The 13,384-nt window shown below is 34.3% G+C and carries 5 protein-coding genes and 10 pseudogenes; 9 read left to right on the top strand and 6 right to left on the bottom strand.

Annotated elements, in window-relative coordinates:
- Positions 1 to 703 precede the first annotated feature (703 nt).
- The 5 genes and pseudogenes from icd (at position 704) to HET73_RS09380 (ending at position 6,497) form a co-directional block, all read left to right on the top strand.
- Positions 704 to 2,127, top strand: a pseudogene (gene icd, locus HET73_RS03070) (isocitrate dehydrogenase).
- A gap of 25 nt (positions 2,128 to 2,152) precedes the next feature.
- Positions 2,153 to 2,808: pseudogene (gene nth, locus HET73_RS03065) on the top strand (endonuclease III).
- 944 nt (positions 2,809 to 3,752) lie between these two features.
- Positions 3,753 to 4,230 (top strand): annotated as a pseudogene (locus HET73_RS03060) (cytochrome b).
- Positions 4,231 to 4,276: 46 nt separating this feature from the next.
- A pseudogene (locus HET73_RS03055) lies at positions 4,277 to 4,746 on the top strand (NAD(P)H-dependent flavin oxidoreductase); the annotation flags it as partial.
- Complete coding sequence (locus HET73_RS09380) at positions 4,740 to 6,497, top strand: ribonuclease H family protein (RefSeq protein WP_343033071.1); 1,758 nt, start codon at positions 4,740 to 4,742, stop codon at positions 6,495 to 6,497. The pseudogene HET73_RS03055 and the gene HET73_RS09380, both read left to right, overlap by 7 nt.
- Before the next feature lie 28 nt (positions 6,498 to 6,525).
- Here HET73_RS09380 and HET73_RS09375 read toward each other — a convergent pair.
- Positions 6,526 to 6,915: pseudogene (locus tag HET73_RS09375) on the bottom strand (SurA N-terminal domain-containing protein); the annotation flags it as partial.
- A 311-nt stretch (positions 6,916 to 7,226) separates the two neighbouring features.
- Here HET73_RS09375 and HET73_RS09370 point away from each other — a divergent pair.
- From HET73_RS09370 to HET73_RS03030, 3 pseudogenes are all read left to right on the top strand, one after another.
- A pseudogene (locus tag HET73_RS09370) lies at positions 7,227 to 7,768 on the top strand (cell cycle transcriptional regulator TrcR); the annotation flags it as partial.
- A gap of 176 nt (positions 7,769 to 7,944) precedes the next feature.
- Positions 7,945 to 9,167 (top strand): annotated as a pseudogene (gene rho, locus HET73_RS03035) (transcription termination factor Rho); the annotation flags it as partial.
- A 196-nt stretch (positions 9,168 to 9,363) separates the two neighbouring features.
- Positions 9,364 to 9,531: pseudogene (locus HET73_RS03030) on the top strand (transcription termination factor Rho); the annotation flags it as partial.
- A gap of 216 nt (positions 9,532 to 9,747) precedes the next feature.
- On the opposite strand, the pseudogene HET73_RS09365 reads toward HET73_RS03030, so the two are convergent.
- The 5 genes and pseudogenes from HET73_RS09365 to HET73_RS07920 form a co-directional block, all read right to left on the bottom strand.
- A pseudogene (locus tag HET73_RS09365) lies at positions 9,748 to 10,485 on the bottom strand (hypothetical protein); the annotation flags it as partial.
- A gap of 4 nt (positions 10,486 to 10,489) precedes the next feature.
- Positions 10,490 to 10,624, bottom strand: coding sequence for a hypothetical protein (locus HET73_RS08965; RefSeq protein ID WP_255453442.1), 135 nt, complete (start codon positions 10,622 to 10,624; stop codon positions 10,490 to 10,492).
- A 562-nt stretch (positions 10,625 to 11,186) separates the two neighbouring features.
- Positions 11,187 to 11,549 carry a hypothetical protein gene (locus HET73_RS07930; protein WP_246209890.1) on the bottom strand — a complete coding sequence of 121 codons (363 nt, stop codon included), beginning with the start codon at positions 11,547 to 11,549 and terminating at the stop codon, positions 11,187 to 11,189.
- 53 nt (positions 11,550 to 11,602) lie between these two features.
- The gene (locus HET73_RS07925) at positions 11,603 to 11,848 is read right to left on the bottom strand and encodes a hypothetical protein (RefSeq protein ID WP_246209889.1); all 246 of its coding nucleotides are present in this window, start codon (positions 11,846 to 11,848) and stop codon (positions 11,603 to 11,605) included.
- 118 nt (positions 11,849 to 11,966) lie between these two features.
- Complete coding sequence (locus tag HET73_RS07920) at positions 11,967 to 12,233, bottom strand: hypothetical protein (RefSeq protein WP_246209888.1); 267 nt, start codon at positions 12,231 to 12,233, stop codon at positions 11,967 to 11,969.
- 434 nt (positions 12,234 to 12,667) lie between these two features.
- Between HET73_RS07920 and dapA the strand changes: the two are divergent.
- Positions 12,668 to 13,384: pseudogene (dapA, locus tag HET73_RS03010) on the top strand (4-hydroxy-tetrahydrodipicolinate synthase); the annotation flags it as partial.

The following is a 13,384-nucleotide window of genomic DNA, read 5'->3' as shown; positions in this document are numbered from 1 at the left end:
TTACCGATTAGTATAAAAGCACGTTATTAAATAACCGTAAATTGTAAAGAGAAGTTAGTTTGCGGGCTTATAGTATATCACTACGGTTTTTGCAATTTTGTCGTAAAATATTTGTTTGCGTTGGTCGAATATTGCAACGATTAAAATTAAAATTAGTAAAATTACGAGCTACTGAGAAACATACTCCATCAGCAAAGAAGAAACAATCGAGAAACTGTCTGAGAAACACTTCTCACTGCTGCTTGTGTTAGGGTGGTATTTTTAAATGTATCTGCATCTTTGATATACATGCCACGCAACAACTTTCCTGGAGTTCCACCAAGTTTGTTATCATTTGTTATAAGATTCCTTCATTAAAATATGTTGATTGTTTAGTTTCATCAACAAGATCAGCATATATAGATTTCAATATTTTCTTGTAATGCAAGAGACAAGATTAAAATGAATAAAGGAAAGTATAGTATAATGGTGTCAAGTATTACTGCTACAGTACGCCTTGTAAACCCTACATAATTTACTTTAACATTAATTTCATTATTAATAACCCCACCTATATATATATATATATATATATATATATACCATTATATACTATAAAGGTATGTCATTAAATAACCGTAAATATGATAATTTTTGTAATATTGACTACTTGTGTCACTCTGCTATTTGAACTAACAGTAAATTATTTGTAGATAGGAGAGTTATATCAACACCAATCACAGTTGCATATGGTGACGGTATCGGTCCAGAAATTATGGAAACGGTGCTGTCGATATTGCGCGAGGCAGAAGGAAAGATCTCGGTAGACGTTTTTGAAATAGGAGAGCGTGTTTATGATAAGGAGTGGTCTCACGGAATTTCTCCAAGTGGTTGGGAAACTATCGAAAGGACAAAAGTATTACTTAAGTCTCCGACAACAACTCCGCAAGGTAAAGGATGCAAAAGCTTAAATGTTGCACTTAGAAAAAATCTAGGGTTATATGCAAACATCAGACCGTGTATTTCATATCATCCTGTTATAGAAAATAAATTTGATAAGTTTGATGTCGTTGTGATACGCGAAAATGAGGAAGATGTTTACACAGGGATAGAGCATAGACTCATTGGTGACTCTTGCCAGTGCACTAGAATTATTACTAGGTCCGGTTCAGAGAAGATATGCTGGTATGCTTTTGAATACGCAAAAAAAAACACAACAGAAAGAAAGTAACTTGTCTAACTAAAGATAACATAATGAAAATGACCGATGGCACTTTCCACGCAGCGTTTGATCGTTTTAAAAAGAATATCCAAATATAAAGGCGGAAAATTATATAGTTGATATTGGAATGGCACGTGTTGCTACAGAACCCGAGAATTTCGATGTTATAGTAACCTAGAACTTGTATGGTGATATATTGTCAGATATAGAGGCACAAACCTCAGGTTCTGTAGGGTTAGCCGGAAGTAACAATATAGGAAGTGAATACGTAATGTTTGAAGCACTTCATGGTTCTGATCCTGATATTGCAGGAAAAAAACATGGCTAATCCTTCCGGTCTTTTAAATGCTGCAGTGCCTATGCTAATTTACATGGATCACGTGGGTACTGCAAAACTTATTTACGATGCGTGGCTGAGGGCTTTGGAGGATGGAGCACACACTGCCGATTTATATAAAAACGAAAAAAGTAAACAAAAAGTTGGTACCAAAGAATTTGCAGAAGCTGTTATAGATAATTTGGGTAAAAAGCCTGGAATATTGCCTGAACTAATCAGCAGCGGTGCAAATAGTTAAATGAGTAAAATACAAGATAGCTACGAACAGGACTACAAAATTAGAAAATTATTTGGTAGCGATATAACGCTTGCCTGGAGTAAGTCGGCTGATTTTGAAATAATAAAATTATTTGAATCAGGCGATCCGCAAATCATGGCAATATACTCAAAAGGACTTGCGGTTTGGCCAGGAAGTTCAAAATCTTCAAGCGACCAAATAACCTGTAAGTTTATTGCAAATAATGAAAAGAAAACTATTACAAATAGTGATGTAAATAGCCTGCAAGTCAAACTTGAAGAAAATAGCTTTGACGTGGTGAGAATGGATAAGTTGTATTTATGTGATGGGAAAGAGGCATTTTTTTCTTAAATATTAAAAAGATGCTGCAAATAAAATGGATTCAGAAAAATATAACTAATATTTGAAAAGTTCAAGCAGTCGAATCCTATACCCAAAATAGAGCTAAATTACACCAATAATTTCACATTGATAGTTGCGATAGTTTTGTCAGCGCGGACGACCGATGTAAGCGTTAATAAAATTACAAAAGAGCTATATAGCATCCCGGATACACCAGAAAAGATGCTAGAATTGGGTCAAAACGAGCTGAGAAAACGCATAAGCAGCATTGGATTGTATAATTCCAAGGCAAAAAACATCATCGAGCTCAGCAAAATATTAGTTGAACGGTACAATAGCAAGGTACCTACCGATTTTGAGGACTTGGTGTCTTTTCCCGGAGTGGGGAGAAAGAGCGCTCATGTGTTCTTAAATTCAGGGCTTGGCGTTCCAACATTGGCAGTTGATACTCGTGTCTTTAGAGTTAGCAATAGAGTGGGGCTTGTGAAAGAAAAAATATGTATTTAAAACGGAGCAATCCTTTATAAATGTAGTTCCAAAAAAATACCTGCTTTATGCTCATCATTGGCTGGTTTTGCATGGTAGATATGTTTGCAAAGCACAAAACCTTCGTGTGAGACGTGCATAATCCATGATTTGTGTGAGTTTGAGTGCAAGAGGTATAAATTTCTTCTTTTGTTACCCAAATAGAAATTCCTTGACAACCCGCGCCAATCCCCCTACAATAAAAATGAAGCTAATTATTTATCTTCTCTGTTAATTTTAAATGACAAAAAAACTTATGTATCTGGCGTCTCATGTTTAATTTTTTGCACTATGTACACCTCACGTGTTTTACATTTTTGTCTACATTACTAACTAGTGCTGTGAATTGCGCCTATTAAGGCGCTTAAAAATATTAAAAAACGCCAACTGATAAAATGATAGTGAATAACTAGCTGCCCTAGGTTTCTTTTGTATTCTTTTCTGTTTAGTAAATTTCTTACCGTTTATAATTGAGACATCAAAAGCAACTGAGTCGCAGTTATTAGACGTTTAGAATAATAGAACGCCATATTTGAAAGTTAGATGTAAATAACTAGCCCACGGGGATTCTTTTGCCCTTTTTTTTCGATTTGTTAAATTACTTAATGTTTGTAGCTACCGTCATCCCGCTAGCGGGACCTATTTTCTTTTTTTCCTGGATCCCAGTACTGGGATGATAGGAGGAGGGGCTACTTGAATGACACCGAATTAGATGACAAGAAAGGGCTGTGATTCCAGCCAAACTTTTCTCAATCTCATCTGAAATATAGCTGCTTTTATGCTAGTTTGTTTGCTCATAACATGGATCCCAGTACTGGGATGACACCCTATAGACTACTCGAGTGACAAGAAGAGGGTGCTGGGATAGCAGGAAGAGAAGGCATGACACCATTATAGAGTCCCAGTTCTTGATAGTTACTGGCTCTCATTTTTTGCGGCATGAAAGCGCCTATTTTACAAGAAAATGTGTTAGATTTAAAATAACTTTCCTAAAATACACTAGCCATGGCATTGGTTGAAAAATAGTTTTTTAACTGTATAAGTTCTACATAAGTTCTACTTTCAAAATGGAAATATATAATTTAGGTTTAAAGGTTATCCATTGGTTAATGGCTGTTTTGATCATTGGTATGCTTTGTTCTGGGTTACATGAAAAGCTTACCGGTTAGCAATGAAATTAAATTCAGCATATACACTTTTCATAAAGCTTGTGGTGTCACTATTCTTGGATTAATTTTAGTACGTATATTTTTTCGTGTCTTTACTTGTGTTCCATCACTTCCAGCAAATTTCTCTCACTTTGAAGTCAATGCGAGCAAAGCAGTAGACTTTTGTTTATATTCTTTAATAATACTGATTCCGCTATCTGTTTACGTCATGTCTTCTGCTTCTGGCATCAAGATCAAATATCTTTTTTATATTCCTTTGTTAATCAGTAAAAACAAAGAACTATCTAATACAGCCAATGGACTACATTCGATGCTTTCATACATTATAATATTCTTTATAACCTTACATATACTTGCTGCTTTAAAACGCACATTTATAGACAAACAAAACGCATCATATATATTGTATGTTAAGTAGCCTATAGAAAAAAGGAACGGATTTTCTTGGTAGTGAATTTACAATAATGGGTGGTGCCATGAGCTAGGTTTCAGAGATAAATTTAGTTTCGGCAATCTCAAACGCTGGTGGTTTTGGTGTGATTGCATGCGGTGCCATGTCTCCAGACTTACTGAAAAAAGAAACCATGGAGACATAGAAATTAACCAGCAAACCATTTGGTGTAAATATTATTACTATGCACCCAAACTTAAGTGAGTTGATAGATGTATGTATTTAAATGAAAGTAAGCCATGTAGTATTTGCCGGTGGACTACCAACAAAGTCTGGTATAGAAAAAATCAAGAATGTAGGTACTAAAGTGATGTGCTTTGCACCGTCGTTAAGCCTTGCGCAAAGAGATTTGTAAAAATGGGGGTAGATGCATTAATCAAAGAAGGGATGGGAGCAGGTGGACATATAGGAACAATTAGCACTTCCGTTCTTGCACAGGAAATATTACCTAACTTTAAAAACCTAAAAATCTCCAAATATGTGAAACTCCTTCATGGCATTCCTCAGGGTGTTCCATTCTCAGTCCCATTTTATTTTCAATATATCTCAATGACATAGAGAGGATCCTATATAAGGACACCCAAATTGCACTATATGCTGATGACATCATCATTTGGGCTACTCATGAAAACAAAGAAAAAGCAGTCGAAAGACTTCAAATGGCTCTAAATAAATTCTCAATATTTGCACACAATAGAAAACTCACCATCAATCCCACCAAGTCTGAAGTTTCTGTTTTTACCATCAATAATCACCTCAGATCATGGAGGCCCACATTGCTACTAAACAATAGACCTATTTCTTTCAATGTAAATCCCAAATACCTTGGTGTCACACTTGATCCATCACTCTCATACAAAAATCATATAGACAATATTGTGACCAGAGCAAAAAAGCGTTTAAATATCATCAAATACATTTCCGGAAAAGATTGGGGTGCAAATGCAAAAACACTTCGCATCACATATTTATCTCTCATTAGACCCATTTTGGAATATTCTCTCCCTGTTTGGATTTCAGCATCAAAAACCAATATTGATAAAGTAGATCGCATCCAAGCAAGTGCTGCCAAAATTATTTGTGGGCTAAGAAACACAACTCCCAATGACCTAGCTTCTTTCGAAGCAGATCTTCTACCCCTTGATAAAAGAAGAGAACTTGTTTTTACCAAATTCATTCTTAAAAGCCAATCAGCTCCAAGAAATCACAGAACTGGAAAGTTAATAAGAAAATGGAAGTATCAAAATAGACTTAAGCGTATCTCCCCAATGCATCTCACTGTCAACAACGAAATATACTCCCACAAACTGGAAAAACGGCCCACAAGCAGTCTAGCTCCACACATACCAAGAAACACTCCTATTATTGACTTATCTCTCAATGACAAACTTTCGAAACAATCTGATATTCCTGCTTATCTAAAAAATGAATCATTGCAACTCATATCTGAAATAGACCAAAACAGCATTTTCATATATACAGATGGAAGTTTACTTGGAGACAACAGGTCAGGCAGTGGTGTCTATATTAGAGATGGGAACCAAACAGTTGAAATAAGCATAAGTAATCCAAAAGGCATTTCTATCTACAAAGCTGAGCTGAATGCCATTAACACAGCCATTATAAAAATCAATAAAGACACACCGATAACTTGCCATATCTTTTCGGACTCCAGAGCGGCTCTCAGTGCAATTGATAATTGCTTTACAAGACGAGAAGATATCCTAATCAAAATAGCCAAAAACCTTAACAGACTACATCCTGAGAGCAATATCTGTCTTCACTGGGTTCCTGCTCATGTGGGGATACCAGGAAATGAAAAAGCTGATGCACTTGCTAAGGCAGGCGCTGAAGGCTTGACATCAGATCCCTCTTCAGGTGTCCAGGTGTCCTTTGAAGAATTATTATCCCACAAAAAGCATCTACTCTATACAACCTGGAAAACTGGATTAAAACATCACTGGTACTGTGGACAAGTTCCTGGTGAATCTATTAAGCTTAACCTTAATAGAAAAGACAACACAGCTCTATCGCGTCTCAAAGTGGGACACACCAGGCCATTGATATTCAAGAATGGGAGAAAACAATTTCCTCTTTGTAACAACTGCAATAGGGAAAGCGCTACTCCTGAACATCTACTTCTTTGTATGGGTTTATGCAAAGAAGATTTATACAGAGCACCAACTCAAGTCATACAAGCACTCAAGGACTCAAACCTTTATGAACTGGCTTAGCCAAGGGATAAGGAAGAAGAATAAGAAGGAGTGTTTCGTAAAATTTCTCTTTGTCAAATTCTCCATTATCGTCTTGGAAGTACTTGGTGTTACTAATATGGTCTTTTATAGATTCTTCTCCAATCACCAATCCCAGATCGCTAATTAGGTTAAACAATAGTTTTTGTTCTATAAGTGCATTAAGTAAATTATACTTCAACCTTTTCACCTGTTCTTTACTAACATCAGATCCAGAAATCGGCTTTCCATAAATTTTGATATAACGATTTATACTCATCTAATGTTATAACTTCTTTTCCAACTCTAGCTACTTCCTCTTTCTCACTATTATCTGATAGAAGGTTACCAACTCCCATAAAGCTTAATAAGCAAGCAAAACGACCACGGTTACTTTGGTGAAAAAAATTTTAACATTCATAAACGTAAAAGTTAATTAGTGATTAATTATAGCGAAAACTTAGTCCTTGTAAATCTGCTAGCTATTACGTATAATAGTATAATATATTGAGTTCAAAATTTACTCTTCAGTGTAAATGGGAGTATGCGCTTAATCTAAAGAGAGGCAATATTCTTTTAAGTCACTTAAAATATGCCTAGTTACTTACTAAAACTAAAGACGAAGATATCATTTAGTGACAAAATTAATGCTTTTTTAATTTTAATAGCTTATATTCTAGCTCTACATAACAACAATTTAAAATTGGGGTCTGATGTCGAAAGAACTTTTTAAAAGGTAATAATGATAAAAATAAAAAGTTTCACACGCATGTAGCCGCTTGGCTAGTGGATAATACTGCTTTAACTTTTAATCAAATAGCGCAAAGTTGTAAGTTATCTCTTGAAGAAGTGCAAGATATAGCCGATGAAGAAATAGATGTCGAAAGATGTAATCCTATTATATTTGGAATAATAACTGAAAAAGAAATTGATAACTGTAAAAAAATCCAAATCGTATTCCAAGTTTAATTGCATAAAACTTAAATAAAAGAAGTAAATCGATTGGTAACATTGCTTCTGTGGCAAGGCGTAGGGATAAGTCTGATGAGATTTATTATTTAATAAAAACGTTTCCTATTTTGGACAACAATGTTATAGCTAAGTTAATCAGTACAACAAGAGGTGGATCTCATTATAATATGCAAAATATAAAACCCCAAGATCCCGTACTGCTTGGCTTATGTAGTCAAGAGAATTTAGAAGCGGAAATAGAAAAAGCAAAAATAAAAGAAGAGAAACTAGAAAGGTTAAAAAACAACAAGGAAAATTATTAAAGTTTTTCGAACTGGTTCTCATATTAATATTAAATTAACTTGACTTGACTTGCTAATGTGTATTGGTATAATATTAGTTAAAGATTAATAGCAATTGAGTTTGATATTTACTGGACCAGTCTAATTTATTGTCTTGTAGCCACGATTTAGGTATCAATTAAAGTTTTTGGAGGACTATGACAGCAATCAATGAAGATGTTTTAGCAAAAGAAAAGGTTACAACTGAACTAGAATCAGTAGAAAAAAGTGAGCAAATTTCCTATAATGATATGACAAAAAAAAAACAACAAATGAAGGTGTAAAAGAAAACAGAAAAGCACTAGATCTAAGTGAACTGAGAAAAAAAACAGCAGAAGAATTTTTGGATCCAGCTGAAGAAAGGAAAATTTCAACTAATGGTAAAGGTAATGGCAGAATGCTGAAACAGGAGATGATATTCAGCTTAATAAAGAAAATGAGCGAAGAAGGAGGCATTACTATAGGAAGCGGAATAGTTGAAATATTACCTGATGGTTTCGGTTTCTTACGCTCAACAAGTGCTAATTATGCTCCGAGTACTGACGACGTGTATATTTCCAATGGACAGATAAAATAGTTCAATTTGCGTAGAGGGGACATGGTATGTGGAGAAATCAGGCCACCTGGTGATAAGGAAAGATATTTTACTTTAACTAAAGTCCAAAGTACTGAAGTAAGTGAAATCAGAAAGTATGTTCACTTTGACAATTTACTTCCTCTTTATCCTGAGGGGAGTGTAATTCTTGAATACAACACCAGTGGAGATAATAAAAAAGATATGAGCATGCGTGCTGTGGATATAGTTGCACCTCTTGGAAAAGGACAAAGAGCATTAATAGTCGCTCCACCTCGCACAGGAAAAACTATATTACTCCAGCAGATGGCTCATTATATAGCCACGAATCATCCTGAAATAGAACTAATAGTGCTACTCATAGATGAAAGGCCCGAGGAAGTGACAGATATGATGCGCTCCGTAAAGGGTGAAGTAGTAAGTTCCACATTTGATGAGCCTGCTTACCGTCCCGTACAACTTGCTGAAATAGTAATAGAAAAAGCTAAATGAATGATTGAGCATAAAAAGGATGTTATAATTCTGTTCGACTCTATAACCCGTCTTGCACGTGCTTACAATGCGGTTATTCCTTCTTCTGGAAAAGTTATAACAGGTAGTGTAGATTCAAACGCGCTGCAAAGACCAAAACGCTTTTTTGGAGCTGCTCGCAACATCAAAAATGGCGATTCTTTGACAATAATTGCTACTGCTCTTGTAGAAACTGGTTCAAAGATGGATGACGTGATTTTTGAAGAGTTCAAAGGTACGGGTAATGCTGAAATTATACTCGACAGGAAACTTGCTGATAAGCGAATATTCCCAGCTACCCCCCTCTTACTAACTGATTCCTCATTAAAAAACGCTTTTTATATCATTGTATTGTGATAAAACGTCAAAGTCGCTCTCTATTGCTTCCCTTATTATGTCATCTTGATCCTTATGGCTTGTCTTTTGACCGTTGATAAAGAAAAACTAGAAAGGAAGAGCTGTTAATTGATAATGCTATATTAAATAAAATATGGATGCTAGAAAGGAAGAACTGTTAATTGATAAGGCTATATTAAATAAAATATGGGTGCTGCGTAGGATATTGAATCCTATGGGATCTGTTGAAGCAATGGAGTTTTTGCGCGACAAATTACTTTTAACAAAAAGTAATGCTGACTTTTTTATTTCCATGAATAATTAAAATGTGCATGTGAGCCTCAACAATAATCAAGCTGCGCAGTTGTGTATGAGAAGTACAGATGAAAATGTACTATAGCTGCGTCGTTAACACATAGTAGGAAGATCTGTAAATCTAAATTACTTTAGACATTTTCAACGACTGCCTTCTTGTTCATAATTCCTGATTTTCCTTCTTTTTTTCTCTTGCTAACAGCCCCTTTCTTGTCTTCCTATATAATACATTCTGAGAATTATTCGCTCGCTTTTTTATTACTTTTTGGTCTACAATCCATACAAAAGTTACATAGTTTTCAGTCACTGAATGAACTTTTAAATCCTTAGCGTTCGAAAACAGCCTCCCATTCACCCATATTTTCCATGTATCAGAAGCAAAGTATAAAATCGAATCTAAACTTACTACTTTACAATTAAAATTGTCTAAAACCCTATCTTTGGCCGCTCTTGAAGAACGTAAGTGAAACTTTTCCATTTCACTGACCATCTTACTAACTGATTCCTCATTAAAAAAAAACGCTTTTTATATCATTGTATTGTGATAAAACGTCAAGGTCGCTCTCTATTGCTTCCCTTATTATGTCATCCCGATCCGTATGGCTTGTCTTTTGACCGTTGATAAAGAAACATTCTTTTGCACGTAGGTTCGTTATATCAATCAAATCGTCAATTTCTTGATTGCCGACTTTGAAAATGCTTTCGAACTACTTTTTTCCATCATCATTCCACGCTTAGAGTGATGACAAACCATTTCATCATCGTCTTGTTTTTCTATATATACACACAAACCTTTGCTGTTTAGTCCTAGTATTCTATTCTCGATAAAGTCTTCATTGCCAATATATTGCCGACATGTATATTCTTTGCAAACTTCTATATTCTCTATAATGCCTTTACAGTTACAATATGCATCAACTTTGAAAAATAGTAGAGTAAAAATAAAAAAGAGCTTTATCTTCATTATCTCATCTACTCAGTATAGTACACCAGTCAAAGACTATATTAGCTCTCATTATTTCTATCATATTACCATTTAAAACCTGATTCATAGTTACAGTGTCAATATTTCTCTCTTTATTCAGTACAAGATATTTAATCATAACATAACCTTTATTATACCAGGTTGGACTGAAATAGTTTGTAAAAATAAAAATATATGCTTATCGCTGATTGAACTAAAACTCAGGGAAACTTCGCTTTTTATCACCTTGGTGCGTTCACCTTTACTACGTAGTTCGACTTTCTGAGGTTTAGAAATTGATATTTCAGTTTCAAATATATAGTATTTCTTATACAGCTTACTAAGCTCAAAATTCAAATTTGCAATGTATCTACTATTGTGTAAATATGAAGAAGAAATTCTTTTCCACAAATTTAGGTTTTTATTTAAAATAACTTCCTTTTTTGAATCTCAGTGATTTGTAAATTTATAGAACGTATTTAATAAATGGAATTTTGATTTTTACTATAAACTCTTTTGTTTATAGAAATTGTATATATAATTAGAATTATATATATATATAATTATATAAATAATGTTTATATAAATAGAAATATAAGTTAACGACCCTACTAATCCGGTAGACAACAACAAGTAAAATACAAGCTGAATTACAGCTCTTCTTTTTAACTGAAAAATGTTCATTACTTACATAGCCTCTCCTATTTTAACATCGATATATATATATTGCTTTTTAGTGTTGGAAAACTAGAAATATTAATGTCATAGGTGCGAAAATTATTGTTTAATTTTTTTTGCAGTTCCTTGTATTGATAAGAGACATCTTTACCAGGTTGAAAGTTAAACCTTAAAGCTGTAATAATATAATTTTTTGCCTCATTATAGTTCCACTCAAATGATTGAAGTTCTACACCCGGTACTTTCAATCTTTCTTCATACCTCACTTGTACAAAGGGAGAATATTCTATCTTAGATAAAATGTTATTAATATTAATAAAATCGTAAGCTTCATCTATTTTCTTCACATTGTAGCTTTGGATGAGCTTTATTAATTGATTATCCAAGGTTTCCTTTTTTGCTAACAAAGTACCAACAACATTAAGATTTGAGTTCAAATTTAACAAAAAGATGATGTTGAAGCAAACACACACAATAAAACTACAATAAAAGTTGAAGCAAAATATAGAAAAACTCGAGGAGAATTTAAGTAAAGGTAATATAGTGAATAAAATTCTTTAGTTTCTTTTGTATTGAAAACAGCCTCTGGTTCATTCCTAAAACTATAAAATAGAATTATGGTCTCACTTACAGCTAATTCCAACCCTAGCAATTTGCTCAGCTCATATGGAGTTAATATGCTCACGCTTTTCTCCGAAAAACTTATGACCGAGATAAACTAGTCTTAATATCTTCTGGCACTACTATACAAAGATCAATAGGGTCACTCTTCTTATGGCCAAACTTAGTTAACAATCGAATGGTTACCGCACTTCTTGATATATTCCACCGGCAATAATTCCTGGTAGGTTATCATTAGTGAACGGCACTAAACGCGTAGATACCATTTTATTCTCTTTAAAAATCAGTTGTCTATAGCCTCCAGTTTTGGTTGCAACAACTATAATTTTCCAATTATCAGGGTCCTTAAAGAAAACCTTTTTTGCTATATTATTTATTTCGATAGGAAACATTAATATTACCTTAAAGTTAGAGCCTATCTCTATAAATACATTTAACCAATATTCCACTAAATGCTTAGCTTTTGATGAAACGGGAAGATAATAACAGTTTTGGTTAATTTTGTATGGTTTCTAACCAAAAAAACTGAGCATATATCGTTATTGCGAGCAAAATGCTCCATCTTTGCCTTTGTGATAGATAGGCGCTGACCCTATTTACTCTTGGAATGGACTGTAGCAAGTAATTCTGGTCTGCATGATTGAGCACCAGATATAAAGGTGCATTTTTATTTGATGCAAGACATGAACTCAAATCACAGACACCGCTTTATCATTTCTGTCCTTAACAAAATATCTTATATTTAAAGTGTTATTTTGGAAATATAGTAATATATTGTACCTCCTTCTCCAATAGAAAACATGAACCTGCTTTTGGATTTTACACTAAAGAGCTAATCGATAATGAAATACCATTTTAATGACTTCAATTGAAATCATTACCTATATCTTCATGGACTGTTTGTGTCACGCCTTTCAATTGTAGCGGAGACAGCATAGATTACCGCAGTTTGCAGCGTTTACTTACAATGCAAGCTGAAGCCGGAAATGGCGTAGTGTTGCTAGGTAGCACAGGTGAGGGCTTATCACTCACTGATTCTGAAAAACTCATATTAGTTGAATTTTTATGTAAGCTAAAGTTAAAAAAGAAAATTATAATTGGCGAACCAGGAGTGAATTTACATCAAGCTCTCAAGTGGCTTGATTTTTGCAAGGACATGCCTATTTATGGCTATCTCATGACAACGCCAATTTATACAAAGCCTGGTATCATGGGGCAGACTTTATGATTTGAAAAGTTACTTGAAAAAGCACATGTGCCAGCTATGCTTTATAACATTCCATCGAGAGCAGGAGTAAATATCCATGTTGAAACTGTGTGTAACTTATCCAACCATGAAAAAATTTGGGCTATTAAAGATTCAAGTAGCACTGTTGATAATTGAATATAAGAAGGTTGCACCAAATTTTGAGGTTTTTTGCGGAGATGATAATATGATCCTGAACATGGCTGCTAAGGGAGCAGTAGGTTTGGTTTCTGTTGCTTCCAATATTTGGCCGCACGTAGTGCATAAATACGTTAAGCAATGTCTGAACGATGAACTTTCCTCACTGTCATCACAGCTCGTTAAGCTGGAATCTACAGCAACTACTCAAATGGC

It is taken from the genome of Wolbachia endosymbiont of Atemnus politus (genome assembly GCF_013309895.1).
This window is presented reverse-complemented; position numbering and strand designations above follow the sequence as displayed.